Origin of the sequence: Streptomyces sannanensis (assembly GCF_039536205.1) — a bacterium.
Lineage (GTDB): Bacteria > Actinomycetota > Actinomycetes > Streptomycetales > Streptomycetaceae > Streptomyces > Streptomyces sannanensis.
The window spans coordinates 4,346,605-4,372,928 of the sequence record NZ_BAAAYL010000001.1; the positions used below are offsets into that span (position 1 = coordinate 4,346,605).

A 26,324-nucleotide genomic window follows, 5' to 3' on the forward strand; every position below is an offset into this window, starting at 1 on the left:
GAGTAGACCGTGCTGTACCCGCCGCACCAGCCCCTCCAGGCCGCCGCCATTCCGCCGCAGCGCGGCCCAGCCGGGCCTGCCCGCGAGGACGAGTCGGGTCCCTGGCACACGGAGGCGGTGTGCCGCCGTGACGAGGCCGGACTGTTCTTCGCGCCGTCCAAGGAGCCCACGGCCGCACGGCTGTCCCGGGAGGAGGCGGCGAAGCGGGTCTGCGCGCGCTGCCCCGTAGTGATCGAGTGTCGCGAGCACGCGCTGCTCCAGCCCGAGCCGTACGGCGTGTGGGGCGGGCTGACCGCGGCGGAGCGCCGGGTGGTGCTGGCACGCCGCAGGCGCCGGGAGATGGAGCTCAAGAAGGCCGCCTCGGCGCCCCGCATCGCCGCGGCCGGCTGACGCGCCGGCGTCCGGGAGTCGAGACCTACGCGGAAGAGGGCGCTCCCGCCGCACAACAGGAGCGCCCTCTTCCACGTACGCGGACTGCCTCGCCTACTGCGCCCGGTCGAAGTCGATCGCGCTGTACGCGCGCAGCTTCGACAGCCGGTGCGTGGAGTCGATCTGGCGGATGGTGCCGGACTTGGAGCGCATGACCAGGGACTGCGTGGTGGCCGTCTCCGAGCGGTAGCGGACACCGCGCAGCAGCTCGCCGTCCGTGATGCCGGTGGCCACGAAGAACACGTTGTCGCCGCTGACCAGGTCGTTCGTGGACAGGACCCGGTCCAGGTCGTGGCCGGCGTCGAGCGCGCGCTGCCGCTCCGCCTCGTCCTTGGGCCACAGCTTGCCCTGGATCACACCGCCCAGGCACTTGATGGCGCAGGCCGAGATGATGCCCTCGGGCGTGCCGCCGACGCCGAGCAGCAGGTCGACGCCGGTGCCCTCCTTGACGGCCATGATCGAGCCGGCGACGTCGCCGTCGGTGATGAACTTGATCCGGGCGCCGGTCTCGCGGATCTCCTTGACGATGCCCTCGTGGCGCGGGCGGTCGAGGATGACGACCGTGACGTCCTCGGGGGAGGAGTGCTTGGCCTTGGCGACCCGGCGGATGTTGACGGAGACGGGGGCGTTGATGTCGACGAAGTCGGCGGCCTCCGGGCCGGTGACCAGCTTGTCCATGTAGAACACCGCGGACGGGTCGAACATGGTGCCGCGGTCGGCGGCGGCCAGGACCGCGATGGCGTTCGGCATGCCCTTGGCGGTGAGCGTGGTGCCGTCGATCGGGTCCACCGCGATGTCGCACTCGGCGCCGGTGCCGTCGCCGATGTGCTCCCCGTTGAAGAGCATCGGGGCTTCGTCCTTCTCGCCCTCGCCGATGACGACGATGCCGTTCATCGACACGGTGTGGACGAGGGTGCGCATCGCCTTGACCGCGGCGCCGTCGGCGCCGTTCTTGTCGCCGCGGCCGACCCACCGGCCGGCGGCCATCGCTGCGGCCTCGGTGACCCGGACGAGCTCCAGGGCCAGGTTACGGTCGGGGGCCTCGGGAGAGACCTCGAGTGCGGACGGAAGATGATGCTCGGTCATCGGAGCGCACCTTTCTGTACGGCGACGGCCGGATAAGCGAGGGTTCCCCCAGACTCTATCGGTAGGTTGACATTTTGAGCAGTGGGGGTCACGTATGAGCGGCGCTATGACCTGAGAACATAGGGGGCGTGGCAGGCAAGCGAGGCAACAAGACGGTACGCAACATGATCCTCTCGTTGGCGGCGGTGGCCCCCGTCGTCGCGGTGGTCTACATGTTCACTCCGCACGACGGAACGGCCGATCCGCTGAAGGCGGTCGACTACCGGGTCGAGCTCCAGACGGCCCGGCGCGCGGCGCCGTACCCGGTGGCCGCGCCCGTGGGACTCCCGGACGGCTGGAAGGCCACCTCGGTCTCGTACGACGGTGCCGGGGGCAACGCCTGGCACCTCGGCTTCCTGAGCCCGGAAGGCCGGTACGTGGCGGTGGAGCAGTCCACGGCGCCCGCGAAGAAGTTCATCTCCTCGGTCAGCCAGCAGGCCACGAAGACGGACGAGACCCAACAGGTGAAGGGTGTCGCCTGGGAGCGCTGGGAGGGCTCGAAGTACGACGCGCTGGTCCGGCAGGACAAGGGCTCCACCACGGTGGTGACCGGTACGGCACCGTACGAGCAGCTGGCGCAGATGGCCGCGGCGCTGGAGTCGAAGCAGCGCTAGCCCCTTACGGCCGGGAACTTCCGGCCCTGAACGGCCGAGGCCGCCGCACCCGGACGGGTGCGGCGGCCTCGCTGCGCGCGTACCGCTCGGACGGTGGTGACGACGTCGTCGTACGCCAGGCGCGGGCTGCGCGGACTGTGCTGTCCCGGGGGGTGACCCCCGGACCCCCGGCAGGGGGTGGTCCGGCGTACCGCTCGGACGGTGGTGACGATGTCGTCGTATGCCGGGCGCGGGCTGCGCGGACTGTGCTGTTTCGGGGGGTGACCCCCGGACCCCCGGCAGGGGGTGGTCCGGCGTTCGCTCAGACGGTGGTGACGACGTCGTCGTACGCCAGGCGCGGGCTGCGCGGACTGTGCTGTCCCGGGGGGTGACCCCCGGACCCCCGGCAGGGGGTGGTCCCGCGTTCGCTCAGACGGTGGTGACGACGTCGTCGTACGCCAGGCGCGGGCTGCGCGGGAACCAGGCGTCCTCGCCGGGCTTGCCGATGTTGACGACCATCAGCGGGGTGTGGTCGTCGTCCAGGAACTCCTTCTGGACGCCGGCGAAGTCGAGGCCGGTCATCGGGCCGGCGGCCAGGCCGGCGGCGCGGATGCCGATGATGAAGTACGCGGCCTGGAGGGCGGCGTTCATCGCGGCGGACTGCTCACGGACCGGGCGCTCCGAGAAGAACATGTCCTTGGCCTGCGGGAAGTGCGGGAGCAGCTGCGGCAGCTCCTCGTGGAACTCGTTGTCCGCGGCGAGGATCGCGACCAGCGGGGCGGTGGCGGTCTTGGCCGCGTTGCCCTCGGCCATGTGCTTGACGAGGCGCTCACGGGCCTCGGCGGAGCGGACCAGGACGACGCGCAGCGGCGTCTGGTTGAAGGCGGTCGGGCCGTACTTGACCAGGTCGTAGATCGCCTGCACCTGCTCCTCGGTCACCGGCTCGTCGGTGAACGTGTTGGCGGTGCGGGCCTCGCGGAAGAGGAGGTCCTGGGCAGCGGGGTCAAGAGCGAGGGTCATGCTGGCGTACCTTCCGGGACGTGCAGGGGATCTTGCGATGTCCCCAACCGTACACGGGTACGTTAAATTTCAACTAACTGTCCGTTGTGACCAGCCTCACATGATCAGTCCTCCTCCGGCTCACCCTCCTCGCCCTCGGCGAGCGCCGCGTCCAGCCGCGCCCTGGCCCCCTCCAGCCAGTGGCGGCACACCTTCGCCAGCTCCTCGCCCCGCTCCCACAGGGCGAGCGACTCCTCCAGCGTGATGCCGCCCGCCTCCAGCCGGCGCACGACCTCGATCAGCTCGTCGCGCGCCTGCTCGTACCCCAGCGTCGCCTCGTCCGTAGTGGCCATGTGCTCCACCCTATGTGCGGGGTACGACAACGACGTCGAACTCTCCCTCGGCCACCCGGGCCCGCAGTTCCTCGCCCCCGCCGACCTCGTCCGGCGACCGCACCACCGCGCCGTCCGCCTTCTGCAGCACCGCGTATCCGCGCTCCAGCGTCGCCGCGGGCGACAGCGCGACCACCCGCGCACGGGTGTGGGCCAGCTCCGAGTCCGCCCTGTCCAGCAGATGCCCCAGCGTGCGGCGGCTGCGCGAGACCAGCGCGTCGATCTCCGCCTCCCGCACCTCGACCATCCGCTGCGGATGCTCCATGCACGGGCGCGCCAGCGCATGCGCGAGCCCGCGCTCCTCCCGCTCGATCAGCGCCCGTACGGTCCACAGCACACGGTCCCGCAGCTGCCGTACCCGGCCCAGCTCCTCCCCGACGTCCGGCACGACCTTCTTCGCCGCGTCCGTGGGCGTCGAGGCCCGCAGGTCCGCCACCAGGTCCAGCAGCGGGGAGTCGGGCTCGTGCCCGATCGCCGACACCACCGGCGTCCGGCACGCCGCCACTGCCCGGACCAGCTCCTCGTCCGAGAACGGCAGCAGGTCCTCCACGCTGCCACCGCCCCGCGCCACGATGATCACGTCCACGTCCGGGTGCGCGTCCAGCTCCTGAACCGCCCGCACCACCTGGGGCACCGCGTGCACACCCTGCACAGGCACGTTGCGCACCTCGAAGCGCACGGCGGGCCAGCGGCGGCGCGCGTTCTCCAGCACATCGCGCTCGGCCGCGGAGGCCCGGCCGCACACCAGCCCGACCAGCTGCGGCAGAAAGGGCAGCCGCCGCTTCCGCTCGGCGGCGAACAGTCCCTCGGCGGCGAGGGACTTCTTCAGCAGCTCCAGCCGGGCGAGCAGTTCACCGATCCCGACCGGCCTTATCTCGGCCGCCCGCAGCGACAACTGCCCGCGCGGCGCGTACCACTCGGGCTTGGCGTGGATCACGACCCGGGCGCCCTCCGAGACGACGTCTGCGACGGCGTCGTACACCTGCCGGTAGCAGGTCACGCTGAGCGAGATGTCGTGTGACGGGTCGCGCAGCGTCAGGAAGACCACGCCGGCGCCGGGCCGGCGTGACAACTGAGTGATCTGCCCCTCGACCCACACCGCGCCGAGCCGGTCGATCCACCCACCGATGAGCCGCGACACCTGCCCGACGGGCAGCGGCGCGTCCGCGGACGTCTGAAGAGCCATAGGCGTGAGCGTACGGGCTCCCACCGACAGTGCCCCCGCGGTTGCCGGCCCGCGGCTACCACGACCCCCTCTGCTCGCCCCACCGCAGGGCCGGCACCACCATGCCCGCCCGGGCCGTCGGTGACGCCTCCACGATCACCGCGATCGTCACCGCCGCGCCCAGCACCGGCACCAGCACATGGCTCGCGTACGCGAACGTCGAACCGGCCTGCGGAACGACCCGCACCATCTGTGCGTAGCTGAAGGCGTCCGCGCCCCTGCCCGTACCGGAACCCGTGTCCGCCATGGGTGCCTCCGAAGATCGCGTACGGCGTCGGTCTCAGCCCTGCGGGTGATCGCTGACGTGTTCGGTACGCCCTTACGATGGGGGCATGACTGCTACGAACGCCCGACGCGTCCTGCTCGCCGCTCCCCGTGGCTACTGCGCGGGCGTCGACCGTGCCGTGATCGCCGTGGAGAAGGCTCTGGAGCAGTACGGGGCTCCGGTGTACGTCCGCCACGAGATCGTCCACAACAAGTACGTCGTGCAGACCCTGGAGAAGAAGGGCGCGATCTTCGTCGAGGACACGGCGGAGGTCCCCGAGGGGTCGATCGTCATGTTCTCCGCGCACGGTGTGGCGCCGATCGTCCACGAGGAGGCCGCCCAGCGGAAGCTCGCCACGATCGACGCGACCTGCCCGCTGGTGACGAAGGTCCACAAGGAGGTCGTCCGCTTCGCCAAGGAGGACTTCGACATCCTCCTCATCGGCCACGAGGGCCACGAAGAGGTCATCGGCACCACCGGCGAGGCCCCCGACCGCATCACCCTGGTCGACGGCCCGGACGATGTCGCCAAGGTCGAGGTCCGCGACCCGTCCAAGATCGTCTGGCTGTCCCAGACCACCCTGTCGGTGGACGAGACGATGGAGACGGTCGACAAGCTCAAGGAGAAGTTCCCGCAGCTCGTCTCCCCGCCGAGCGACGACATCTGCTACGCCACGCAGAACCGCCAGATCGCGGTCAAGCAGATGGGCGCCGACGCCGATCTCGTCATCGTGGTCGGCTCGCAGAACTCCTCGAACTCCAAGCGGCTGGTCGAGGTCGCCCTGGGCGCGGGCGCCCGCGACGCCCACCTGGTGGACTTCGCCGACGAGATCGACGAGGCCTGGCTGGAGGGCGTGACCACGGTCGGCGTCACCTCGGGTGCCTCGGTCCCGGAGGTCCTGGTCGAGGGCGTCCTGGAGTGGCTCGCGGCCCGCGGCTACGAGGACGTGGAGATCGTCAAGGCTGCCGAGGAGTCCATCACCTTCTCGCTGCCCAAGGAGCTGCGGCGCGACCTGCGCGCGGAGGCGGCCTCGCTCAACGAGCGGTGACTGTCAGTCCCTCGTCGTAACGTTGGGCACATGCAGATCTTCGGAGTGGACATCGGCGGGTCCGGCATCAAGGGCGCGCCCGTGGACGTGGAGCTCGGCGATCTGGCCGAGGAACGCCACAAGGTGCTGACCCCGCATCCGGCCACGCCGGACGCGACGGCCGGTGCGGTGGCCGAGGTGGTCAGCCACTTCGGCTGGTCGGGCCCGATCGGCATCACCTTCCCGGGCGTCGTCACGCGCCGTACGGTCCGGACCGCGGCGAACGTGGACAAGGCATGGATCGGCGTGGACGCGGTCCGTCTGCTCGGCGACCGGCTCGGCGGACTGCCGGTCACCGTGCTCAACGACGCCGATGCGGCCGGGACGGCCGAGATGTCCTTCGGCGCGGGCCGCGACCGCACCGGCACGGTCATGCTGCTCACGTTCGGCACGGGCATCGGCAGCGCACTGTTCCGCGACGGCCTGCTGGTGCCCAACACCGAACTGGGACATCTGGAGCTGGGTGGCCACGACGCGGAGAAGTACGCCTCGACCAAGGTCAAGGAGGACGAGGGGCTCAACTGGTCCCGCTGGGCCCACCGCGTCCAGAAGTACCTGACCCATGTCGAGATGCTCTTCTCGCCGGAGCTCTTCATCATCGGCGGCGGCGTCAGCCGCAAGGCCGAGAAGTTCATCCCCCTGATCGAGGGCATCCGGGCCGAGATCCTCCCGGCGGAGCTGCAGAACAACGCGGGCATCGTGGGAGCGGCGATGGCCGCGAAGGCCGCCGCGGGACGTTAGTACTGCAACCGCACTCGCGCTATCGCCGCAGGTCAAGCGCGGTACACCGCCCGCCCGCATGTGACGAGCCATCAGCCACTTGGAGCGTTGACCTGCCGGTTCGCGGTTCGACCGAATGCGGGAACCGGAATCCTCCACTGACGCATCGCCAGTGGAAGAACTCCGCTGCACCCGCCCTGACCTGCGGTGACGCAATGAGTGCGGTTGCAGTATTAGGGGTGTCCGGCGGATCAGGCCGGGCCCGGCCTGATCGACCGACAGGACCTAACGCCTGGCGGCGGCACGCTTTCGCCGCATCAGCCGCACCTTCCGTACGGTCACGATGAGCCCGGCGAGCAGCGTCCCCCCGTACAGCCAGCCCGCATGCAGCGCCAGCATGGTGACGAGGGCCATGATCTGCCCGCCCATGCCCTCGGTCCCCCCTGCGATCGGCCATGTGCCCAGGGTGAACGCGATCGGCACCACGATGGGCGCGGCGACCAGATCGGCCCCGCGTACCCACAGCGAGGTCAGCGCGCTGACGGGCAGGAACAGCAGCCCGTACACCAGCGGCGACCCGTCGAACAGCAACTGGTCCAGGCACCCGAGCACCAGCATCACCGTCATCGCGAACAGCCCGGTGCCGAGCCCGGTCAGCCGCGGATCGGGAAACCGCCGCACCCCGACGCCCCCGGGCGGCGTGGCAACCCGGTAGACGGCGGAGGGCTGCTGTGCACGTGTCCTGTAGTGCTCCACCGGACCAACGTAGGTCGCGGGGCGCGGCGAATCCCGGGTTGGACACGCGCTTTGGACGAGCTTGGGGATGCGTTCGATGGCAGGTGACCATCCGATTGGGGCATTGTTAGGCGTGGGGAGGAGGTGTTCATATGACAGCGACGCTTCCGGAGGCAGACGTGGCGGCGGCAGAGCACAAGAGCTTGCGCGAGGTCGCCCATGAGCTCCCGGTCCCCGAGGGTTTCCGGGTGGAGATCATCGGGGGTGTGATCATCGTGTCGCCATCGCCGACAGGAAAGCACGGACGAGTGGTGTGGCGGCTGGTCGACATGCTGCTGCCGAAGCTGCCCGAGGGGTACGGCATCGAGACCAATCTGGGGGTGGACAAGAGAGCCGGAGCCGACGACTACGCCATCCCGGATCTGTTCGTGGCACCCGAGGAGGTGCTGGACACCGCGAGTACGGAAATCCTGCCCGAGGCAGTGATCCTCGTGGCCGAGGTGGTGTCGCAGTCCAGCCAGACCACGGACCGGGTCGCCAAGCTCAAGCAGTACGCAGAGTCCGGCATCCCGGTCTACCTCCTGGTGGACCCGCATGCCGGTGAGATCACCGTGTTCTCCGACCCGGCCATGGCCACGGGCGAGTACAGGGCACGGCACACCGTCCCTTGGGGGGACATCCTCGCCCTGCCCGGGCCTCTCGGCGCCGAAATCGACAGCGCCTGCTTTCCGTCGCTGCAGGGTTGGACACGCCCGTAGACTGGGGGATCGGCCCCCTGTCCGGGCCGGTCCATACACCTCTCGCACCGGGAAGTCGCCAACGTGTCGCTCACGATCGGAATCGTCGGTCTGCCGAATGTCGGCAAGTCGACCCTGTTCAACGCCCTGACCAAGAACGACGTGCTGGCGGCCAACTACCCGTTCGCCACCATTGAGCCCAACGTCGGCGTCGTCGGTGTGCCCGACGCCCGTCTCGGCAAGCTCGCCGAGGTCTTCGGCTCGCAGCGCATCCTTCCCGCCACCGTCGACTTCGTCGACATCGCCGGCATCGTGCGCGGCGCCAGCGAGGGCGAGGGCCTGGGCAACAAGTTCCTCGCGAACATCCGTGAGTCCGACGCGATCTGCCAGGTCATCCGCGCCTTCAAGGACGAGAACGTCGTCCACGTCGACGGCAAGGTCTCGCCCAAGGACGACATCGAGACGATCAACACCGAGCTGATCCTCGCCGACCTCCAGACCATCGAGAAGGTCCTGCCGCGCCTGCAGAAGGAATCGCGGATCAAGAAGGACGTCGCGCCGAAGGTCAAGGCCGTCGAGGAGGCCCAGGGCATCCTCGAGTCCGGCCAGACCCTGTTCTCCGCCGGCATCGTCCAGGGCACCGAGCGCGCCGAGCTGCTGCACGACCTGCACCTGCTCACCACCAAGCCCTTCCTCTACGTCTTCAACGTCGACGAGGAGGAGCTCACCGACGAGGCCTTCAAGGACGAGCAGCGCGCCATGATCGCCCCCGCGGAGGCGATCTTCCTCAATGCCAAGCTGGAGGCCGACCTGGCCGAGCTCGACGACGAGGAGGCCCTGGAGCTCCTGGAGTCCGTCGGCCAGCACGAGCCCGGCCTGGCCACCCTGGCCCGCGTCGGCTTCGACATCCTGGGCCTCCAGACCTACCTCACGGCAGGCCCCAAGGAGTCCCGCGCCTGGACCATCAAGAAGGGCGCCACGGCCCCCGAGGCGGCCGGTGTCATCCACACCGACTTCCAGAAGGGCTTCATCAAGGCCGAGGTCATCCACTTCGAGGACCTGGTCGCCACCGGCTCGGTCGCCGAAGCCCGCGCGGCCGGCAAGGCCCGCATGGAGGGCAAGGACTACGTGATGCAGGACGGCGACGTGGTGGAGTTCCGCTTCAACGTCTGACGATCAATCAAGAGCTGCGCCCTACCTGCTTGTTGGCAGGTAGGGCGCAGCTGTCTGTCCGCGGGGAGTCCTCGGCCCGTGAACTGCGGTGGCGGGTCTGAGGCGGTGACTTCGGCGCCGCCTCAGACCTTGACGACCTCTACGGAAGGGCCGCACAGGAGCGTCAGGTCCTCGGGGTCGGAAGTGAGGACGGTGACCGGTCGACTGTACGAGGCGGCACAGGCAGTGGTCGGCGACCACGGCCGGGCGGTCGAGGCGGTACGGGCGGCACCGAAGTCGATCCACGACGCAGCGGTGAAGCGGGAACTCGACGCCATCCCTGTCGCCCGATTGCAGGACGTCGCCGAAGGGCGGCTGCGGCTGGGGAGCGCCGAGAGAGGCGGACTGCGCACGGTCGGTCAGGTGCTCGAAGCAGACCCCTACCGGTCAGAGGCTTGGGAGGGGCTCCGCCGCAGGTCAGGATCATGTGGCGGGTATTCCGTTTCAGCCTCTGACTCTGAGTCAAAGGGCAGGCAACGGCCTTCGGTTGGCAGGGCGGCCCTTTTGGTTGACGGTCTGTGACGGTCGCCGGGTCAGGGAGGGCGCCACAACACCGCGCTCGAATGGACGTCGCCGACCTCCCTGCCCGCCGCTTCAGCGTCAATGCCGGCTGTCTAGTTCCAGCCATGCCGGATTCGGTCAGTCACAGGCTATTCACCACTTGATCGCCGGGCTTACACACTGGGCGACGCCCGCGGTCGTCCCTGCGGGCACCTTCGAAAAGGAGTCCCTGTGAAGAAGACCCTCTCCATGGCGGTCAGCCTGGCCATCGCCGCCACCTGTGCCGTCGGCGTGGCGCTCCCCGCGCACGCCGCTGACACGACCGGAGCCACGACCCTCTCCGGCGAGTCGCTCCAGTCGCTCATCGACACCTCCGCGATGTCCCCGCGGACCAAGGCCCTCGCAGAGAAGATCCTGGCGAAGCTGCCCGCTGACTGGCAGTCCCGTGCCGATGCGGCTGCCGCCAAGTACGGCATTGACGACTCGCCGTGGAGCGATCTGCGCGACAGCGTGATCAATCCCGATGACTATCAGTGCCCGTCGACCGAGCTCAAGACCTGGGCCCGCTCTCTCCTCATGGGCGCCGAGGACCCCTTCGCCATCTTCATGCTCTCCATCTTCGATGGCTTCAACCTTCCGACGTATGACGCACTGATCTTCGGCGCGGAGTCGTCGTCCAACAAGTTCGGCGTCAACGGTGAGTACACCCAGTCGCTCAACTCCGAGATGAAGAACCTCAAGCGCTTCTGGGACATCGACTCGGCGGACATCGAGCTGATACCCCTGCACGGCGCCGATGTCTTCTCCAGCCGCGAGCGGGTCGCCCGCACGCTCTCCGTGCTGTACGGCGGGACGCCGGAGTCCCAGCTCGACCTGGCCGACATGTTCATCGAGCTCGTCACCATGGAACCGATCCTGAAGGGCGGTGCCAACCCGATCTTCTCCTTCAACGCCTTCGCCTACACCGAGGAGCGCGAGCCGGCACCGACGGGCATCTCCGACAGGATCGTCATGGGTGACGGCATCCTGCAGGGCATGACGGCTGTGGGTCTGGGCGATGTCGCGCCGAAGGCGATCCAGGCCCATGAGTTCGGCCACCATGTGCAGTACGAGAACGATCTGTTCGTGAGCGACCTGCCCCGTCCCGAGGCCACTCGTCGTACCGAGCTCATGGCCGACGCGTTCGGGACGTACTACCTGACCCATGCCCGTGGCGAGGCGCTGAACACCAAGCGGCTTCTGGGCTCTGAGCAGTCGTTCTACGAGGTCGGCGACTGCGGCTTCGACAACCCGGGCCATCACGGCACGCCGAACCAGCGTCTCGCGGCGTCGACTTGGGCCGCCGGCGTGGCCAACAACGCCGCGGACCAGGGTCACATCCTGCCGTCGCTCACATTCGCCGAGAAGTTCGAGGCCAAGCTTCCCGACCTGGTCAAGCCGGACGCCGGCTGACGACTGCGGTCCGACTGCAGGACGGCGCTCCTGTGAGCGACCGAGGATCCGCGTGGGGCGGGCCGGTTCTGTACCGGTCTGCCCCACGCGCGCGTCATGCGTGGGCGACGGCGTCGCCACAGGGCACAGGAAGGAGTGGTCGGCCGAGGCTGCGGTCTCCGGCCGGGGCAACGGTTCAGAGCCAGCCCTGGCGGCTGGCCTGGACACCGAGCTGGAATCGGGTCTGGGCGCCGAGTACTTCCTGCAGGCGGGCGATGCGCCGGGTGACGGTCCGTTCACTCACTCCGAGTTCACGGGCGATCGACTCGTCGGTGAGCCCGGCACTGAGGTAGCCCAGGAGCTGTCGCGCCTCGTTCGTCGGACTGACCCAGCCCTCGGCCGGCTCGCAGGCCCGAGGAAGCGGGACGGCCACCCGCCAGTACGACTCGAAGACTCCGATCAGCCCGTCCAGGAGGCCCGACGGCTGGACGACGACGCTGTGGTGTCCCGCGCGGTCCGGTGCGACGACGGACAACACGGCCAACCGGTCGTCGCAGAGCAAGAGATTCATGGGGATGTCGGGAAAGACCCGCGCCTGCTCCCCGCGGTCGACGCACGCGTGCGCCGCCTCCAAGGCCTTGGGCTCCTGCAGGATGTCGGCGCTGTACACCACCCGGTAGGCGACCCCGCGGACCAGGGCGTCCAACGCGTCGGTGTCGACCTCCGGTGCACGCTCGCCCCCGCCCACCGGCCCGATCGACAGCGCGCGTACCTCCGCCACTGCCTCGTTGTGGACCCGTTGCTGGATTGCGCCAGGGCTGTGGGATGTGTCGACGACCTCGATGTAGTTCGATCCTGAGGTGTGGTCGAGCCAGAAACGTGACAGGAGCGCTGCGCTCTCGTAGGCGAGCCGGGCCTCTCGTGCGCGCCGCTCGGCCATGGCCTCCAGCACCGCGCGAGGGGGCTGGGCGGTCAGCGTGTCGCCGGTGTGGGACACCAGGCCGATATCGGTGAGTTCGGTGACCGCGTGTTGCACTTCTTCCGCAGGCGATCCGGCTCGCGCCAACCGGCCGGCGAGCTCGACCGGGGCCAGCGATCCGTGCTCCACGAGCGCAAGATAGGCAGCCTCGGCTGTCATGGAGAGGCCGAGAGCCTGAAGCGGGCGCATTTTGAGGATTTCACTCCCAACCCAGCGGCGCCGTACGGCACCGTAGCTGACTCCACCCCTACGGATGTCCATCTGCCGAAGTTCGCCAGCCTAGCATCACGTGATCATGTGATGGCCGAGCCGAACACCGGAATGCGGAAGCGGCCGCGGCCGTGGTGTCTTCCCTTGGATGCGTGCTGGACCCGATCGCCTGAAGTCGCGTTTTCGCAGGCGACAGCGGTGCACCGATGTTCGCGTCAACGTGTAATACGTTCGGCGAGAGGCCGTCTGACCTGCGGTGGAGATCGACGTCACAACGAACTCTTGTCAACCCTCAGTGGCATGAAGGGGTTCCCCGGGCCGTGAAGCTCGTTCCGAACGGGGTCTGTTCGGTCGGCGCTTCTCGGCAGCACAACAGATTCGTATCTCTGGGCCTGACCCGCAATGAGAGTTCCGCGGTTGCCGCGACCATCAGGTCCACCGCTCCTGGACCGTGGTGTTGCCCTGAGGCGACCAGGAGGTCCTGGATCTGGCGGGCGCGCAGGAGGGTGTGGGGGTCCAGCCGAAGGCGTCGTGGAGGTAGCGCTCGAGGAGGGCGCTTTCTTCGCGGCCTCCGGCCACCCGCACCAGTTCGAGTTCGGTCACCCCGCAGACGCTGACGCGTCCGGCGTCGAGGACTGGGGTCCAATCCCGTTCCACGTGCGGTAGGCGGAAGAGGCGGTTGCAGGCGCTCGTGTCGATGGGGGTCGATGGGGAAGGACTCGCTCACCCTGTGGGCGCCTCGCCGAAGGCCCCGCCTTCGTGGGCGAGCTCGCTGAGCCGGCGCCGGGCGGCCCGGCGCTGGTAGATCGCGCCGACCGCGATTTCGACGGCCCGGGAGAGGGTCTCGCCGGCGTCCTCGGTGTGCAGGAGCTGTTTCACCTCGGTGAGGCGGTCGTCGTCGATCTCGGACCCCATGAAGGGACGCGCCCTCGGCGCCGGGCGCGGCAGGAAGATGGGTACTGGCACCCCTGCGGTCCACCCCCTCCGGCAGGCATGCTGCTGATGCGCTCACAGGAGCGCGTGGGCGAAGCGAGGTGGGGGAGCGTTATGGGACGGCAGGACGTGACGGCGGTCGGGCGCGGCGTGTCGGCGGGGCCCGTGGGTCTGGCACGTGGTGCGGCTCTGACCGGACTGGCGATTGGTGAGGCACTGCTCGCGCTGTGGGTGTGCCTGGTGCTCTGTCTTGCCTGCGTGGGCCTGGGCCTTCCGCTGCTGCCGGGTGCGCTGCGGGCGGTGCGGGCGCAGGCCAGGCGGCAGCGGAGGCTGGCGTGGGCGTGGTCGGGGGTTCGGGTGGACGACCCGTACCGGCCGGCGAGCGGCGAAACGGGCCATGCGGGCGGGTGGCGTGAGATGCGGTTGCGGCTCGCCGACCCGGCCACCTGGCGGGACCTGGTGTGGCTGCTCGTCAATCCCTTCATCGGCCCGGTGATGGCCTTCCTGCCGTTGGTGGCCGTGGTGCACGGCGTGTTCGGAGTGGTCCTGGCCTTCGCGTGGCGGCCCATCACCAGCGCCTGGAACGGCGTCTGGTTCGACTTCGTACCGGTCACCGGGCAGACCACGGCCACCCTGGCCGCTGCGCTCGGCGTGGTCCAGGCCTGCTGCGGCCTGCTGCTCTTCCCCAGGTGGCTGATGCCTCTGCATGGACGGTGGGTGCGCTTCGTCCTGGGCAAGAGCCGTAGCGCGCTGAGCGACCGGGTCGAGCAGTTGCAGACGTCGCGGTCGGACGCCGTGGACCTCCAGGCGGCCGAACTGCGCCGCATCGAGCGCGACCTGCACGACGGCACGCAGGCCCGGCTGGTCGCCCTGGGCATGACGCTGACCGCCGCGGAGTCACTCCTGGAGCACAACCCGGAGGCGGTACGAGCCCTGCTCGCGGAGGCGAAGGGCAACTCGACCCGGGCACTGAACGAACTGCGGGACCTGGTGCGCGGCGTGCACCCGCCGCTGCTGGCCGACCGCGGCCTGGTCGACGCCGTGCGCACCTTCGCCCTTGAGCTCCCCCTCCCGGTCCAGGTCACCGGGGAGATCCCGGGCCGGCTCCCCGCCCCCGTGGAGTCCGCCGCGTACTTCGCCATCGCCGAGCTGCTCGGCAACGTGGTCAAGCACGCCGAGGCAGAGCAGGTCTCCGTGGACTTCCGCTACGACCACCACGTCCTGCGGGTGGCCGTCCACGACAACGGCGTCGGCGGTGCCACCGCGGGGGACGGCGGCGGCATCCGCGGCATCGAGCGCCGGCTCGCGGCGTTCGACGGCGCGCTCGCGCTGACCAGCCCTCCGGGTGGCGGCACCACCGCCGCCCTGGAGATCGGCTGCGACCTGTTGGACGGCACCGATGAGACCGGAGCCGCCCCGCGGTCCCGGTGACCGGGCCGCGCACGGCGCGGCACCACCGACACGTTCGCACCACGGGCGCAGTACGGCCACGAGGCCGGAGAGAAGACACGAACAGGAGAGGGCTGACCTCGTCATGACCTTAAAGCGAAACATTCCCGCTCGGATCGGCTACTGGAGCGCGGCACATCCGTGGCGGGCCGTCCTGGTGTGGCTCGTGCTGACCCTCGCCGCCTTCTCCACCGGCTTCCTCGGTGAGACCCGTATGGCCACCCAGGCGGACATGACCGTGGGTGAGTCCGCCCGGGCCGCACGGCTGATCGAAGACAACGGGCTGAAGGAGCCCGCGACGGAGAACTTCCTGCTCTCCCCGCGCGTCGGCCAGGACGCCGGCGGCGCGGCCGACGCGGCGGACGAGCTGAAGCGGCGGCTGGCCGAACTGCCCGAGGTGGCCTCGGTGACCGGGCCCCTGAAGTCCGAAGACGGCAGGACACTGCTGGTACGGGCGGTGATGAAGGGGGACGCGGACTCCGCCCCGGACCGGGTGACCGCACTCACCGACGCCACCGCCCAGGTCCAGGAACGCCACCCCGCATTGCGTGTCGAGGAGACCGGAGACGCCTCCATCCAGCACGACTTCCAGGACTGGCTCGCCAAGGACCTGTCCAAGGCCACCGTGATCAGCGTGCCGATCACCCTGGTGGTGTTGATGGTCGTGTTCGGGGCCCTGGTGACGGCGGGCGTCCCGGTCCTGCTGGCCCTGTTCGCGGTGGGCTCCTCGCTGAGCCTGTGGGCACTCGCCTCCCGGCTCTTCCCCGACCCCGGGATGGTGCCGGACGTGATCGTCCTGATGGGACTCGCGGTGGGCGTCGACTACTGCCTGTTCTACCTGCGCCGCTACCGCGAGGAGCGCGCCAAGGGGTACGACGCCCAGGCAGCGGTCCGGGTGGCGGCGGCCACCTCCGGCCACTCCGTGCTCGTCTCCGGCATCGCCGTGCTGGTGTCCATGGCCGGCCTGTACGTGGCCGGAGACCTGATGCTCGCCTCGATGGCGACCGGCGCGATCATCGTCGTCGCCATGGCCATGGTGTCCACGGTCACCGTGCTGCCGGCGCTTCTTGTGAAGCTCGGACGCGCGGTGGACCGTCCGCGGATCCCCGTGCTGTGGCGGCTCACCCAGGGGCGCGGGGGCTCCCGGGTCTGGACCGCCATCCTGCGGCCGGCGACCGGTCACCCGGTAGTCGCCGCGGTGCTCTCCGTGGGAGCGCTGCTGGCACTGGCCGCTCCGGCGCTCGGCATGGACCTGAAGTCCACGCAGCTCGCCGACTTCCCGCGCAACCTGACGACCATGCAGAGCTACGACCGGCTGGTGGCCGCCTTCCCCTCCCGTACCGACACGGACGTGGTAGTCCTGCGGCTGCCCGCCGACCGCTCGGCCGATCTGCGCCCCGCGGTGGCGGACCTCGCCGGGCGGATCGAGCAGGGCGCCGCGGGCGACCGGGCGAAGCCCGAGATCCGCTGGTCCACGGACGGGCGAGGTGCCGTCCTCGACGTGAGCAGGACGTCCGCCACCGGAACGGACGAGGCCCGTACGGCGGTCCGTGACCTGCGCGCACTGCTGGACTCCACCCTGCGAGGTCTGCCCGCCGGCAGCTACGCGCTGGGCGGGGCGGCCGCGGAGGACATGGACTACACGGCCAACCTCCATGACCGGCTGCCGTGGGTCATGGCGGCGGTCTTCGCGCTGACGTTCCTGGTCATGCTGGCCGCGTTCCGTTCCGTCGTGATCGCGCTGACCACCGTGCTGCTCAACCTCCTGTCCGTGGGGGCGTCGTTCGGGATCCTGTGCCTGGTGTTCCAGAAGACCTGGGCGGAGCCGCTGCTCGACTTCACCTCGACCGGCCACGTCGTGTCCTGGGTCCCTGTCCTGCTGTTCGTGATCCTCTCGGGGCTGTCGCTGGACTACCACGTCTTCGTGGTGAGCCGGATCAGGGAGCGGGTCCTCATCGGCATGACCACCAGGAACGCGGTCATTGACGGCATCAGCCGCACCGCGGGCGTCGTCACCGGGGCCGCGGTGGTGATGGTGGCGGTGTTCAGCGTCTTCGGCGCGCTGAGCTTCGTCGAGATGAAGCAGATCGGGGTGGGCCTCGCGGTCGCCGTCGCCCTGGACGCGACAGTGATCCGCGCCTTCGTCCTGCCCTCCCTGATGGTGCTGCTCGGCCGGGCCAATTGGTGGCCCTCGAAGACTGGACGGTCGGCGGTCGCACCGTCCTCCATGCCCGAGCCGGCCGAGGAGGTCGGGCTCGGCGTGTGAACGCGCGGCCCGAGCCCCACCCCCGTGGCCCGGGCCGCACCCTTCAGCCGGGTGTCAGCGCCCGGTCAGCGGTGGACTGACACAGTGGTGAGCATCGCTCCCCCGACACTGCCCCTTGGCGAGAGGAACGCGGGAACCGCCATGAGCAACCCTTTCGACGACTCCGAAGGCGTCTTCCATGTGCTGGTCAACGACGCGGGTCAGCACAGTCTGTGGCCCGCGTTCGCCGCGGTCCCCGACGGCTGGCATCCGGTGCTCGGCCCGGTTCCGAGGGAGGAGGCCGTCGGCTACGTCGACGAGCACTGGACCGACCTGAGGCCGCGGCGCCTCACCGGGGCGGGGAGCTGACCCATGACCGAGCGTGGTTCGGCCGCGATCGAGGTGGAAGGACTGCACAAGTCCTACCGCGGCCTCGAAGTGCTCCGGGGGATCGACCTCTTCGCCCCGCGCGGCAGTGTGCTGGGGCTGCTCGGCCCGAACGGAGCGGGCAAGACGACGACCGTGCGGATCCTGAGCACGCTGCTGCGAGCGGACCGGGGCCGGCTCCTGATCGCCGGGTTCGACGCCGCCTCGCAGCCCCGGGAGGTACGCCGCAGGCTGGGACTTTCCGGCCAGTACGCCGCCGTCGACGAGGAACTGACCGGCCGTGAGAACCTGGTCATGCTGGGCCGCCTACTGCACCTCGGCAGGCGGCAGGCTCGCGAGCGGGCCGGTGAACTTCTCAGCCGTTTCGACCTCGCCGCGGCCGCCGACCGTCCGGCGCGCACCTACTCCGGTGGCATGCGCCGCCGTCTTGACCTGGCCAGCACCCTGGTGGGCCGACCCGAGGTCATCTTCCTGGACGAGCCGACCACGGGACTCGACCCGGCCAGCCGGCTGGCCCTCTGGAGCACGGTCGAGGAGCTCACCGAGGAGGGCGTCACCGTGCTACTGACCACGCAGTACCTGGAGGAGGCGGACGCCCTCGCCGACCGGATCTCGGTCATCGCCGAGGGCCGGGTGGTCGCCGAGGGAACACCGGACGAGCTCAAGCGGAAGATCGGCGGCGAGCGGCTGGAGATCACCGTGGCGGACCCGGCGGACCTCGGCACGGCCTACGACGTGCTGCGCCCCCTGGCCACCGGGGAGGTCTTCCGTGACGACCGGCGAGGCGTGCTCGGCCTCCAGCCGGCCGAGGGCATGGCGACGGTGGCCGCGGTGGCCACCGAACTGTGCGACCGGGGTGTGGCGGTCACCGACTTCGCGCACCGCAGGCCGTCCCTGGACGACGTCTTCCTGAGCCTGACGGGCAGCCCCTCGTCATGAGCGCCGTTCAGCCGGCCACGGTGGCCTGGGCGGTGTGGTCGCCGGTCGCGGACCGGCCCGCCGTCCGGGCCCTGCTGGACGAGAGCGAACGGGCCCGGTACGCGGCCCTGTGGGCGGCGGGCGACCGGGCGCGGTTCGCGGCCGGCCGGGCGCTGGCCAAGAGCGTGCTCGGCCGGCTGACCGGCGCGCCCGCGGGGTCGCTCCGCTTCAGCCGGACCTGCCGGCTCTGCGGCGGACCGCACGGAGGGCCCCGGCTCGCCGGGTCCGGATACCGGTTCTCCCTCTCACACGCAGACGACCTCGTGGTGCTGGCCGTGTGTGACCGGGGGAGCCCCGGGGTCGACGTCGAGCGGCCCGGCCGCCGGGACTTCGCGCGTCTGGCCGGGCGGGCGCTGTCGACGGCGGAGGCCAGGGACTTCTCCGGCCTTCCGTCCGGGCTGCTCAACTGGGCGGGCTGCCGCTACTGGACACGGAAGGAGGCGCTGCTCAAGGCGACAGGCCACGGACTGTCGCTGCCCATGCGCGAGATCACCGTCACCCGGCCCGGGCGGGCCGCCGCGCTGATCGACTGGGCCGGGCGGTACGAGGCGTCGGAGTTCGGCCTCGTGGACCTCGGCGCAGGCGGGTACGCAGCCGGAGGCGTCGCGGCGCTTGCGGTCCACGGAGCCCCCGGCGTCGAAGTGGCGGAGTTTTCCGTGGACGACCCGCTGGACGACCCGCCGGATTTCCAGTGAACGGGAAGAAAGCCGTGCGGACAGCAGACAGGAAAGGTGGGCCCGAATTCAAGCTGCGGTTTGGACCAGGCCCCTCCGGCCCCTGCTCTGTGAATTTTATAATTGCTGGGATTTCGGCCACTGGGTCTGGTAGTTTGCCGATGCTCCGGCCACCACCTGCGCGGCGCCCACCTGATCCGCGAACTGACCGCCGCCGAACAGGACCACCCTGAAGAGCAGTGGCCGGAACAGGTCCGCTGGGCGTTGTCCGGGCTGAACATCCAGGCCTGACGGGTACGGGCCGGCAAGATCGACCAGTAACCTCTGGACGCCACTCATCCTGACCAGCGAGCATCACACAGCGTCATAAAACAGGCTGCATTCCTGCTGAATGCCTACGTTTCGACCGGACGGCCGTCGAGTGTCGGGTCCTGCACCAGTATCGCCTTCTGGAGGGCGCGCATGGCGCTTCCCGGTTCCAGGCCCAGCTCCCGGTTGAGCCATGTTCTGACCCGCTGGAAGGTCGCGAGCGCCTCGCCCTGGCGTCCGGACCGGTAGAGCGCGATCATGAGCAGTTCGGAGATGCGCTCGCGCTCCGGGTGCTCGATGGCCAGCTGCTCCAGTTCGGCCACGGTGCTGCGGTCGGTGCGGAAGGCGAGGCGGGCCTCGTAGAGGTCCTCCAGCGCGCCGAGCCGCAGCCCCTCCAGGCGCGCGACCTGACTCCCGCAGCGCCGGCCGGCCGCGATGTCCGCGAGCGCCGGCCCCCGCCACAGGCGCAGCGCTTGTTCGAGCAGGGGGATGGCGGCGCGCGGGTCGTCGCGCGCCAGTGCCGAGCCGCGGGCGGCGAGTTCCTCGAAACGGTGGGCGTCCACCGCGGGCCTGGGTAGTGCGAGGAGGTAGCCGCCGACCGAGGTCCGTACCAGCCGGCCGCCCGGAATGCCGTTGTCGTCCAGGATCGTGCGCAGCCGGCGCATGCTCGCCTGAAGGGCGTTCTTCGGGTTCCTGGAGTTGCCGTCCGCGAGCAGCTCGTCGATGAGGAAGTCGGTCGACACCACCTCACCCGGAGTGAACGCGAGGACGGCGAGCAGGGCGCGTGCGCGGTGCGGGCCGATGGTGATGGCGTGCCCGTCCCACACGACTCGCGAGGGCCCCAGCATCTCTAATTTGAGCAGGTCAGGAATGCCGTACGCCTGTGTCGAGCGCTGGTCTCTCATGTGCATCCGTTCCCTCGTGACTGGGTAGAATTTGCACACGACGCACCGATGCCCGAGTGGGCCACCAGTGGGGGGAATGGCGCGAAGCGTTCCCGGGTGGGCAGGGCGTGGGGCTCACTGCGGCGACCCTGGGGCGTATGTCCGAAATTCTACCTCGAGTGGCTCAATCGATTATCGGAGGCGTTTCGGGCATGGCGGTGGTGGAGAGATCGCACGTCTGTTCAGATGAGTGCAATTCATCACGAGTCCCCGTGTTGGTTGACGGAACCAGCTCGCGATCGGAATGCGCGATAAGTGATGGCGAGCGGCCTGCCGAACGCCCCGGATCTTACACACCCGGTATGGCCTTTTCAAGATCCGCAGCGAGCGTCGGAGATTGTTGAAATTCTTTACGAGTTTCCATGTTCCGTCATTGGGCCGGTGAAACCGCCGTCGGCGGCGCACTCGGCGCCGCCGTCGGCAATCCGTCCCGGCCCGGCTCAGAACAGCGTGAGCCGCTGACCCAGCCCGATTTCCCCCGCCCTGCGGTGGACGGCGTCGATCAGGCCGACGTCCAGGATGGACATGCCGAACGGGTTGCTCAGCACATGGCCCTTCCCCGGCCGCACCGCCGGCACCCGGCCCAGGAGCACCTCACCCAGCGTGCCGTTGACCGTCCGGCCCGGCTGGGCACCGGCCACGCCGGGCCTGACGAGCTTCCCCTCCGCCATGAGACGGCCCATGATCCGGCGCGGGTTCTCCTCGATGAGGTCCAGGTCGTCGCCGTACACGCCCTCGGCGCTCGCGTAGACCTCCTCGGTGAAGTCGGCGAGGGACACGTGAGCGAGGAAGGTGCCCGGCATGATCCAGTCGGCGGGGATGTACGGGGTGTTGCTGGTGGTGACCGTGACGACGACGGAGGTCGCTGCGACGGCCCGCGCGGCGGAGGCGGAGACCGTGACCTTCAGGTCAGGGTGGTGGGCGGCCGCCCAGCGGGCCAGTTCCTCGGCGCGTTCCCCCGACATGTCGTGGACGACCACACGGCGGACGTCGGGGAAGGCGCGGGTGAGCAGGTCGAGATGGGCGCGGGCGAGCGTGCCCGCGCCGATCAGGGTGATCCCGTCCCACTCCGCGGGTCCGAGTGCCTGAAGACTGGCCATGGTGTAGGCGGCTGTGCGGACGGCGCTGAGGTAGCCGGCCTCCGCGATCAGCTTCGGGCGGGCCGTCTCCGGGTCGAAGACGAAGCTCAGCCCCCCGGCCCGCTCCATGCCGCGGGCCGGGTTGCTCACCGAGGCGTTGATCAGCTTCATCCCGTAGACGGAGCCCTCGGGCCGGTGCAGGGCGCCGAGCATCGCGATGGCCCTGCTGTAGGCGTCCTCGCCGTTGCGCCAGGACAGATAACCCTCGGACGGGATCTCGGTGCGGCCGGCGGCCTGATCGCGCAGGACCTGGGTGACGACCTGCACCGGGTCGATGCCGTCGAGGCAGGTCAGTACGTCCTTGCGGTCCAGGAAGAGCAGGTTCTCCTGCGGCATGGATGTCCCTCGTCTCGTGTCTGTGAAGGGCCGGTACGGCCCGGGGCGCCAAGGGCGTGCGTAGCGGGTGCTTCGGCGGACGCTCCGCCGGGCGCGGCGGTGGCCGACGCGCAGTGCGCAGCCGGCGCGCCCCGGATGGTCCGGTGCGGGACGGACGGGCACCGACGGTCCCGCCGTGCCGCGCCGCACCGGTTCCAGGGTGGTTGTCGGAGCGCCCCACGCGGGTCCTGGTGCGCCCGCCCGGGCCCGGTGCCCGGAGCTACGGCGGCCGGGCCGCCAGCGCCGGACTATAGCCGTGCTGATGGGTCCTCAGAGCGGCACCGGGCGCGCTGTCAGCATTCGGTCAGCGGCCGGTCAACCCCGGCGGATTAGCTAGTGCCGTGACCGGAGAGGTCCACCGGCCCGGGCTGCCCGGCGCCGCGCTTCGCCGTGCGGCCGCACACCTGGCACCTGGTACGTCCGGGTGCGCGGGCGACGCCGGCCGCGGCGTGTCGCAGCGGACGCCGCCGGCCGGGTGCCGCACCTTTCCGGCCACAGCACTGGTGCCGGACTCACGGACGGAAGGCCGGGCCGGCCGAGGCTGAGAGGAGCCGATCGGCGTGACCTCACTCGTCGAGGTGTCAACGCACTGGCCTTCGCAGGTGTCCCTTGCGAGCCGCCAGGACGCACTGAACTTGTCGGATGTCGAACTCCGCCGCTACCAAAGGGCGTTCGGGCTCTCGGACATATGCCGGGACGAGGAGCGCTCCGAGGCCGAACTGCTGATGGCCGCCGTGGACAAGCTGAGTTCGCTGCGCGGCCGGGAACACCAGGTCCGGTATCTCATCCGGGCGCGGACCCAGCGCTTCCCGGCCCCGTACCCGGACAGCGCGCTGCACGAGGTACGCCGCGAGATCGGGCTGAGCCACGCGTCCGCCTTCGCGCTGACCGAGCATGCGTGCGCCTCCGGGCTGTCCGCCATGGACCTGGCCGGCATGCTGTTGGCCGAGGACCCGGACCCGGACTCCCTGGCCCTCATCCTGGTCGGTGAGCAGGCCCGTGCGCCGCATGCCCAGATCCTGCCGGGCATGGGTGCCACCGGCGAGGGGACCGCGGCCATCCTCGTCGCGGACCGCGGGGCCCACAACAGGGTTCTGGGCTTCGCCTGCCGGACGCTGTACACCGGTGACCCCTGCATGGCGATGTCCTCTCAGGGGCTGGACCGCTTCCGCACGATGTACACCGACGCCGTGGTGGAGACCATCGGTCTCGCGGTGGCCGACGCCGGACTGGAGATCGGCGACGTCGGGTTGTTGCTGCCGCACAACGTCAACCGAATCGCCTGGGTACGCATGGCCGACCGGATCGGCCTCCCGTTGTCCCGGATCTTCCTGGACAACGTGCCCAGGACCGGTCACTGCTTCGGTGCCGACCCCTTCCTCAACTTCGAGACGGCCCGCGCCCTCGGCCGGATCCAGCCGGGTGACCGCTGCCTGCTGGTCTCCGTGGGGCTCGGTGCCACCTACGCCGCGACGGTGGTGGAGCACTGACATGCCCGAGAACGGACACACGGACACGCCCATGACGATCGCGCGTGAGGACGCCGGCCCGCACGGCTTCGGCGCACGGCTGAAACGCGCCGTCACCGGAGACACGTCGACGCCCCTGGTGTTCCTGGGCAACTTCGAGGTGGAGGAGCAGTGGGCGCGCGGGGAGGCCGGCTTGCCCAGGATTTCCGCCGAGGGCGGCGTGGCCGTGGTCAACCGCATGGACGAGTTCGCCCTGCTGCTCGGCGGCAGGGACGACCACGTGATCCTCAAGTCCGCGCCCGACCCCGGCTACCTTGACCACCTGGAGCGGCTCGGCCTCGATCTGCCGACCGTCCACGTGGTGTGCGACCAGGTGCCGAGGCATACCGTCACCCAGGACGCGCTGGCCGACCCCGGCCTGCTCGAGACCCTGCGCAAGCTCGGCGCGCGGGGCGCCCGGCTGCTGCCGCACGGCGCCTCCGCGCTCGAGGAAGAACTCGCCGACCGGGCGGGCATGGCGCTCGCGGTGCCGGGAGCCGCCGTCAGCAAGCCGGTCAACAGCAAGGTCTACAGCCGTCGCGCGGCCGACCTGCTGGGGCTGCGCCAGCCCCGGGGCTGGGCCTGCACCACCCTGGACGAGCTGGATGCGGCGATCGAGGCCGCCTCCGCCCTGCTCGACGAAGGTCGCACGGTCCTCGTCAAGGAGGCCTACGGGGTGTCGGGCAAGGGCATCGCGGAGGTCGCCGGCAGTCAGCGGCTCGCCCGGCTGCGCACCATGATCGGCAGATCCGCGCGGAAGTCCGGCACCGACCGGATCGCCTTCGTCATCGAGGAGAAGGTGGCCAAGCGGGCGGATCTGAACTACCAGTTCACCCTGGCCCGGGACGGCGACGCCCACCTCGACTTCGTCAAGGAGGCCCTGACCGAGGGTGGCGTGCACAAGGGGCACCGATTCCCGCCCGCGCTCTCCGAGCGACAGCTCGACGAGATCGGCACCGCGGCGCGGCTGCTCGGCAAGCAGCTCGCCGCCGACGGGTTCTACGGGGTGGTCGGGGTCGACGCCATGGTCGATCCCGAGGGCGGCATCTACCCGGTGATCGAGATCAACGCGCGCAACAACATGTCCACCTATCAGACCCGGCTCCAGGAACTTCTCGTCGGGCCGGGCCGCTGTGCGCTCGCCCGGCACCATCAGCTCCTCCTCGACGAGGAGCTGGACTTCGCCGCCGTCCGCCGTGGCCTCGGCGACCTGCTGCTCGACCAACCGGACGGCAGCGGCTTCGTCGTCAACAACTTCGCGACCGTCAACGCCGGCGCCACGGCGGAAGGCCTCTACCACGGCCGGCTCTACGGCCTTGTGGTGACGGATTCGCCCAGCCGGCTGGCCGCGCTGGACGCCGCCGTCGAGGAACGTGTCCGCCGGTTCGGTCCGCAACTTCCGGAAGGCATCCGCCATGACCGCTGAGTTCGCCGTGCAGGGGCTGGGCATCCGAGCCCTGGCCGAGGAGTACGGAACCCCGCTCTTCCTCTACGACGGCGCTGCGCTCCGCCGACGCGCCAGTGACCTGCGGGAACTGCTCCACCCACGCCTTGAGGTGTTCTTCTCGCTCAAGGCGAACCCGAACATCTCCATCTGCGCCCTGCTGCACTCCCAGGGCGCGCGGGCGGAGGTGTCCTCGATGACCGAGCTGCGCACCGCGGTGCGGGCCGGTGTGGAGCCGCGGGACATCGTCTTCCTGGGGCCGGGCAAGAGCCGCGCGGAGATCACCGCCTGCCTGGAGCTGGGCATCTACGCGATCATCTGCGAATCCTTCGGTGAACTGGAGCTGATCGATGAGGTGGCCGCCCGGCTCGGCGTCACCGCCCCGGTGGCGCTGCGGGTGAACCCCGCGTTCGCGGTCAAGGGGTCCGGGCTGACCATGGGTGGCAAGCCACGCCAGTTCGGCATCGACGAGGCCCAGCTGATGGAGCACGCACCGCTCGCCGGCCGCCACCGCCATCTGCGGCTGATGGGAGTCCAGGTCTACCTGGGGACGCGGATCCTGAGCGAGGAGACCGTCGTCCGCAACACCGAACGGATCCTGGAGCTGGCCCCCCGCGTCGCCGGCCACCACGGCTTCGAGCTGGAGATGGTCGACATCGGCGGCGGCCTGGGGGTCGCGTACTTCGACGGCGAGCGCGACCTCGACCTCGCCCTGCTGGCCAAGGGCCTCAACCCGCTCCTGGACGCGTTCGGCGAGCGCCACCCCGGCACCCGGCTGGTCATGGAGCTCGGCCGGTACCTGGTTGCCGAGAGCGGGACGTACGTGGTGCGGGTGCGGTACGCCAAGACCTCGCTGGGCGAGAACTTCGCCGTGACGGACGGCGGCACCAACCACCACATGGCCGCCGTCGGTATCGGCTCGTTCGTCAAGCGCAACTATCCGATACGCCTGCTGAGCCGCACCGGGGCGCCCGCCGACGAGACCTGGAACGTCACCGGGCCGCTCTGCACCCCCAACGACACCCTGTGCAAGCGGGCCGCGCTGCCGGCCCTGCGCGAGGGCGACCTGCTCGGAGTGGAGCGCTCCGGCGCCTACGGGCCGAGTGCCTCACCCGTGCTGTTCCTCGGCCACGGCCACCCCGCCGAGGTCCTGGTCGACGAGGGACGGGCTCATCTGATCCGGGAGCCGGACACCGCCGACGACCTCATGCGCAAACAGCGTCTGCACCGCCCGTCCGGCTCCGTCACCGGCTGAGCCCGCTTCGGGGCCGGTTCCGCCCGCCCGCCCGGCCGCCGGTG

26 protein-coding genes and 2 pseudogenes are annotated in these 26,324 nt (G+C 70.1%); 16 read left to right on the plus strand and 12 right to left on the minus strand.

Annotation, left to right across the window (positions count from 1 at the left end):
* Positions 1 to 9 precede the first annotated feature (9 nt).
* Positions 10 to 390: a WhiB family transcriptional regulator gene (locus ABD858_RS20675; protein WP_345039739.1), complete on the plus strand. Its 381-nt coding sequence runs from the start codon at positions 10 to 12 to the stop codon at positions 388 to 390.
* Positions 391 to 483: 93 nt separating this feature from the next.
* Here the strand turns inward: ABD858_RS20675 and glpX are convergent, their stop codons facing one another.
* Positions 484 to 1,515 (minus strand): class II fructose-bisphosphatase, encoded by a 1,032-nt coding sequence (gene glpX / locus ABD858_RS20680; protein ID WP_345039741.1) that lies wholly within the window; start codon positions 1,513 to 1,515, stop codon positions 484 to 486.
* A 128-nt stretch (positions 1,516 to 1,643) separates the two neighbouring features.
* Between glpX and ABD858_RS20685 the strand changes: the two genes are divergently transcribed.
* Positions 1,644 to 2,168: a DUF4245 domain-containing protein gene (locus ABD858_RS20685; RefSeq protein WP_345039743.1), complete on the plus strand. Its 525-nt coding sequence runs from the start codon at positions 1,644 to 1,646 to the stop codon at positions 2,166 to 2,168.
* A gap of 408 nt (positions 2,169 to 2,576) precedes the next feature.
* On the opposite strand, the gene ABD858_RS20690 is transcribed toward ABD858_RS20685, so the two are convergent.
* From ABD858_RS20690 to ABD858_RS20705, 4 genes are all read right to left on the minus strand, one after another.
* A complete protein-coding gene (locus tag ABD858_RS20690) occupies positions 2,577 to 3,167 on the minus strand; it encodes a malonic semialdehyde reductase (protein WP_345039746.1) in 591 nt (196 codons plus the stop codon).
* Between the two features lie 104 nt (positions 3,168 to 3,271).
* Entirely contained in the window at positions 3,272 to 3,499 is a 228-nt protein-coding gene (locus ABD858_RS20695) for an exodeoxyribonuclease VII small subunit (protein ID WP_345039749.1), read from the minus strand.
* A 10-nt stretch (positions 3,500 to 3,509) separates the two neighbouring features.
* Complete coding sequence (gene xseA / locus ABD858_RS20700) at positions 3,510 to 4,724, minus strand: exodeoxyribonuclease VII large subunit (RefSeq protein ID WP_345039751.1); 1,215 nt, start codon at positions 4,722 to 4,724, stop codon at positions 3,510 to 3,512.
* 55 nt (positions 4,725 to 4,779) lie between these two features.
* Positions 4,780 to 5,010, minus strand: coding sequence for a hypothetical protein (locus ABD858_RS20705; protein ID WP_345039753.1), 231 nt, complete (start codon positions 5,008 to 5,010; stop codon positions 4,780 to 4,782).
* An 85-nt stretch (positions 5,011 to 5,095) separates the two neighbouring features.
* Between ABD858_RS20705 and ABD858_RS20710 the strand changes: the two genes are divergently transcribed.
* Both ABD858_RS20710 and ppgK read left to right on the plus strand, forming a co-directional pair.
* Complete coding sequence (locus tag ABD858_RS20710; protein ID WP_345039755.1) at positions 5,096 to 6,076, plus strand: 4-hydroxy-3-methylbut-2-enyl diphosphate reductase; 981 nt, start codon at positions 5,096 to 5,098, stop codon at positions 6,074 to 6,076.
* A gap of 30 nt (positions 6,077 to 6,106) precedes the next feature.
* On the plus strand, positions 6,107 to 6,856 hold the full coding sequence (gene ppgK, locus ABD858_RS20715) for a polyphosphate--glucose phosphotransferase (protein ID WP_345039757.1): 750 nt from the start codon (positions 6,107 to 6,109) through the stop codon (positions 6,854 to 6,856).
* A gap of 264 nt (positions 6,857 to 7,120) precedes the next feature.
* On the opposite strand, the gene ABD858_RS20720 is transcribed toward ppgK, so the two are convergent.
* A complete protein-coding gene (locus ABD858_RS20720; protein WP_345044733.1) occupies positions 7,121 to 7,516 on the minus strand; it encodes a DUF6542 domain-containing protein in 396 nt (131 codons plus the stop codon).
* Between the two features lie 206 nt (positions 7,517 to 7,722).
* Here ABD858_RS20720 and ABD858_RS20725 point away from each other — a divergent pair, with 206 nt between their 5' ends.
* A complete protein-coding gene (locus tag ABD858_RS20725) occupies positions 7,723 to 8,328 on the plus strand; it encodes a Uma2 family endonuclease (protein ID WP_345039759.1) in 606 nt (201 codons plus the stop codon).
* 63 nt (positions 8,329 to 8,391) lie between these two features.
* Positions 8,392 to 9,480, plus strand: a complete 1,089-nt coding sequence (ychF, locus tag ABD858_RS20730; protein ID WP_345039761.1) for a redox-regulated ATPase YchF — start codon at positions 8,392 to 8,394, stop codon at positions 9,478 to 9,480.
* A 122-nt stretch (positions 9,481 to 9,602) separates the two neighbouring features.
* Here the strand turns inward: ychF and ABD858_RS20735 are convergent.
* Positions 9,603 to 9,683: pseudogene (locus ABD858_RS20735) on the minus strand (DNA-binding protein); the annotation flags it as partial.
* Here ABD858_RS20735 and ABD858_RS20740 point away from each other — a divergent pair.
* Positions 9,664 to 9,939, plus strand: a pseudogene (locus ABD858_RS20740) (ATP-dependent helicase); the annotation flags it as partial. The pseudogenes ABD858_RS20735 and ABD858_RS20740 overlap by 20 nt on opposite strands.
* A gap of 312 nt (positions 9,940 to 10,251) precedes the next feature.
* Positions 10,252 to 11,472 carry a hypothetical protein gene (locus tag ABD858_RS20745; RefSeq protein ID WP_345039763.1) on the plus strand — a complete coding sequence of 407 codons (1,221 nt, stop codon included), beginning with the start codon at positions 10,252 to 10,254 and terminating at the stop codon, positions 11,470 to 11,472.
* A gap of 175 nt (positions 11,473 to 11,647) precedes the next feature.
* Here ABD858_RS20745 and ABD858_RS20750 read toward each other — a convergent pair whose 3' ends face one another.
* From ABD858_RS20750 to ABD858_RS20760, 3 genes are all read right to left on the minus strand, one after another.
* Positions 11,648 to 12,589: a LuxR C-terminal-related transcriptional regulator gene (locus ABD858_RS20750; RefSeq protein WP_345039765.1), complete on the minus strand. Its 942-nt coding sequence runs from the start codon at positions 12,587 to 12,589 to the stop codon at positions 11,648 to 11,650.
* Positions 12,590 to 13,069: 480 nt separating this feature from the next.
* Entirely contained in the window at positions 13,070 to 13,243 is a 174-nt protein-coding gene (locus ABD858_RS20755; RefSeq protein WP_345039767.1) for a hypothetical protein, read from the minus strand.
* A 120-nt stretch (positions 13,244 to 13,363) separates the two neighbouring features.
* A complete protein-coding gene (locus tag ABD858_RS20760; RefSeq protein ID WP_345039769.1) occupies positions 13,364 to 13,555 on the minus strand; it encodes a hypothetical protein in 192 nt (63 codons plus the stop codon).
* A gap of 132 nt (positions 13,556 to 13,687) precedes the next feature.
* Between ABD858_RS20760 and ABD858_RS20765 the strand changes: the two genes are divergently transcribed.
* The 5 genes from ABD858_RS20765 (at position 13,688) to ABD858_RS20785 (ending at position 19,327) form a co-directional block, all read left to right on the plus strand.
* On the plus strand, positions 13,688 to 15,004 hold the full coding sequence (locus tag ABD858_RS20765) for a sensor histidine kinase (RefSeq protein ID WP_345039771.1): 1,317 nt from the start codon (positions 13,688 to 13,690) through the stop codon (positions 15,002 to 15,004).
* Positions 15,005 to 15,107: 103 nt separating this feature from the next.
* A complete protein-coding gene (locus ABD858_RS20770) occupies positions 15,108 to 17,288 on the plus strand; it encodes an MMPL family transporter (protein WP_345039773.1) in 2,181 nt (726 codons plus the stop codon).
* A gap of 141 nt (positions 17,289 to 17,429) precedes the next feature.
* On the plus strand, positions 17,430 to 17,636 hold the full coding sequence (locus ABD858_RS20775; RefSeq protein ID WP_345039775.1) for an MbtH family protein: 207 nt from the start codon (positions 17,430 to 17,432) through the stop codon (positions 17,634 to 17,636).
* A gap of 3 nt (positions 17,637 to 17,639) precedes the next feature.
* A complete protein-coding gene (locus tag ABD858_RS20780) occupies positions 17,640 to 18,593 on the plus strand; it encodes an ATP-binding cassette domain-containing protein (RefSeq protein WP_345039777.1) in 954 nt (317 codons plus the stop codon).
* Positions 18,590 to 19,327: a 4'-phosphopantetheinyl transferase family protein gene (locus ABD858_RS20785; protein ID WP_345039779.1), complete on the plus strand. Its 738-nt coding sequence runs from the start codon at positions 18,590 to 18,592 to the stop codon at positions 19,325 to 19,327. The genes ABD858_RS20780 and ABD858_RS20785 overlap by 4 nt, the downstream gene beginning before the upstream one ends.
* 374 nt (positions 19,328 to 19,701) lie before the next feature.
* Here ABD858_RS20785 and ABD858_RS20790 read toward each other — a convergent pair whose 3' ends face one another.
* On the minus strand, positions 19,702 to 20,520 hold the full coding sequence (locus ABD858_RS20790; protein ID WP_345039781.1) for an AfsR/SARP family transcriptional regulator: 819 nt from the start codon (positions 20,518 to 20,520) through the stop codon (positions 19,702 to 19,704).
* Between the two features lie 479 nt (positions 20,521 to 20,999).
* Positions 21,000 to 22,034, minus strand: a complete 1,035-nt coding sequence (locus ABD858_RS20795) for an ornithine cyclodeaminase (protein WP_345039783.1) — start codon at positions 22,032 to 22,034, stop codon at positions 21,000 to 21,002.
* A gap of 599 nt (positions 22,035 to 22,633) precedes the next feature.
* Here ABD858_RS20795 and ABD858_RS20800 point away from each other — a divergent pair.
* The 3 genes from ABD858_RS20800 to lysA are packed head-to-tail and all read left to right on the plus strand — an operon-like array spanning position 22,634 to position 26,280.
* On the plus strand, positions 22,634 to 23,563 hold the full coding sequence (locus ABD858_RS20800) for a 3-oxoacyl-[acyl-carrier-protein] synthase III C-terminal domain-containing protein (protein ID WP_345039785.1): 930 nt from the start codon (positions 22,634 to 22,636) through the stop codon (positions 23,561 to 23,563).
* A 1-nt stretch (position 23,564) separates the two neighbouring features.
* On the plus strand, positions 23,565 to 25,007 hold the full coding sequence (locus tag ABD858_RS20805; protein ID WP_345039786.1) for a preATP grasp domain-containing protein: 1,443 nt from the start codon (positions 23,565 to 23,567) through the stop codon (positions 25,005 to 25,007).
* The gene (lysA, locus tag ABD858_RS20810) at positions 24,997 to 26,280 is read left to right on the plus strand and encodes a diaminopimelate decarboxylase (RefSeq protein WP_345039788.1); all 1,284 of its coding nucleotides are present in this window, start codon (positions 24,997 to 24,999) and stop codon (positions 26,278 to 26,280) included. The genes ABD858_RS20805 and lysA overlap by 11 nt, the downstream gene beginning before the upstream one ends.
* Positions 26,281 to 26,324: the final 44 nt, after the last annotated feature.

Excerpts from the sequence above, each read along its gene's own strand:
- glpX (WP_345039741.1), bottom strand. The coding sequence starts at position 1,515 with ATGACCGAGCATCATCTTCCGTCCGCACTCGAGGTCTCTCCCGAGGCC.
- ABD858_RS20690 (WP_345039746.1), bottom strand. The coding sequence starts at position 3,167 with ATGACCCTCGCTCTTGACCCCGCTGCCCAGGACCTCCTCTTCCGCGAG.
- ABD858_RS20695 (WP_345039749.1), bottom strand. The coding sequence starts at position 3,499 with ATGGCCACTACGGACGAGGCGACGCTGGGGTACGAGCAGGCGCGCGAC.
- xseA (WP_345039751.1), bottom strand. The coding sequence starts at position 4,724 with ATGGCTCTTCAGACGTCCGCGGACGCGCCGCTGCCCGTCGGGCAGGTG.
- ABD858_RS20705 (WP_345039753.1), bottom strand. The coding sequence starts at position 5,010 with ATGGCGGACACGGGTTCCGGTACGGGCAGGGGCGCGGACGCCTTCAGC.
- ABD858_RS20710 (WP_345039755.1), top strand. The coding sequence starts at position 5,096 with ATGACTGCTACGAACGCCCGACGCGTCCTGCTCGCCGCTCCCCGTGGC.
- ppgK (WP_345039757.1), top strand. The coding sequence starts at position 6,107 with ATGCAGATCTTCGGAGTGGACATCGGCGGGTCCGGCATCAAGGGCGCG.
- ABD858_RS20725 (WP_345039759.1), top strand. The coding sequence starts at position 7,723 with ATGACAGCGACGCTTCCGGAGGCAGACGTGGCGGCGGCAGAGCACAAG.
- ABD858_RS20750 (WP_345039765.1), bottom strand. The coding sequence starts at position 12,589 with ATGACAGCCGAGGCTGCCTATCTTGCGCTCGTGGAGCACGGATCGCTG.
- ABD858_RS20760 (WP_345039769.1), bottom strand. The coding sequence starts at position 13,555 with ATGGGGTCCGAGATCGACGACGACCGCCTCACCGAGGTGAAACAGCTC.
- ABD858_RS20765 (WP_345039771.1), top strand. The coding sequence starts at position 13,688 with ATGGGACGGCAGGACGTGACGGCGGTCGGGCGCGGCGTGTCGGCGGGG.
- ABD858_RS20770 (WP_345039773.1), top strand. The coding sequence starts at position 15,108 with ATGACCTTAAAGCGAAACATTCCCGCTCGGATCGGCTACTGGAGCGCG.
- ABD858_RS20775 (WP_345039775.1), top strand. The coding sequence starts at position 17,430 with ATGAGCAACCCTTTCGACGACTCCGAAGGCGTCTTCCATGTGCTGGTC.
- ABD858_RS20780 (WP_345039777.1), top strand. The coding sequence starts at position 17,640 with ATGACCGAGCGTGGTTCGGCCGCGATCGAGGTGGAAGGACTGCACAAG.
- ABD858_RS20785 (WP_345039779.1), top strand. The coding sequence starts at position 18,590 with ATGAGCGCCGTTCAGCCGGCCACGGTGGCCTGGGCGGTGTGGTCGCCG.
- ABD858_RS20790 (WP_345039781.1), bottom strand. The coding sequence starts at position 20,520 with ATGAGAGACCAGCGCTCGACACAGGCGTACGGCATTCCTGACCTGCTC.
- ABD858_RS20795 (WP_345039783.1), bottom strand. The coding sequence starts at position 22,034 with ATGCCGCAGGAGAACCTGCTCTTCCTGGACCGCAAGGACGTACTGACC.
- ABD858_RS20805 (WP_345039786.1), top strand. The coding sequence starts at position 23,565 with ATGCCCGAGAACGGACACACGGACACGCCCATGACGATCGCGCGTGAG.
- lysA (WP_345039788.1), top strand. The coding sequence starts at position 24,997 with ATGACCGCTGAGTTCGCCGTGCAGGGGCTGGGCATCCGAGCCCTGGCC.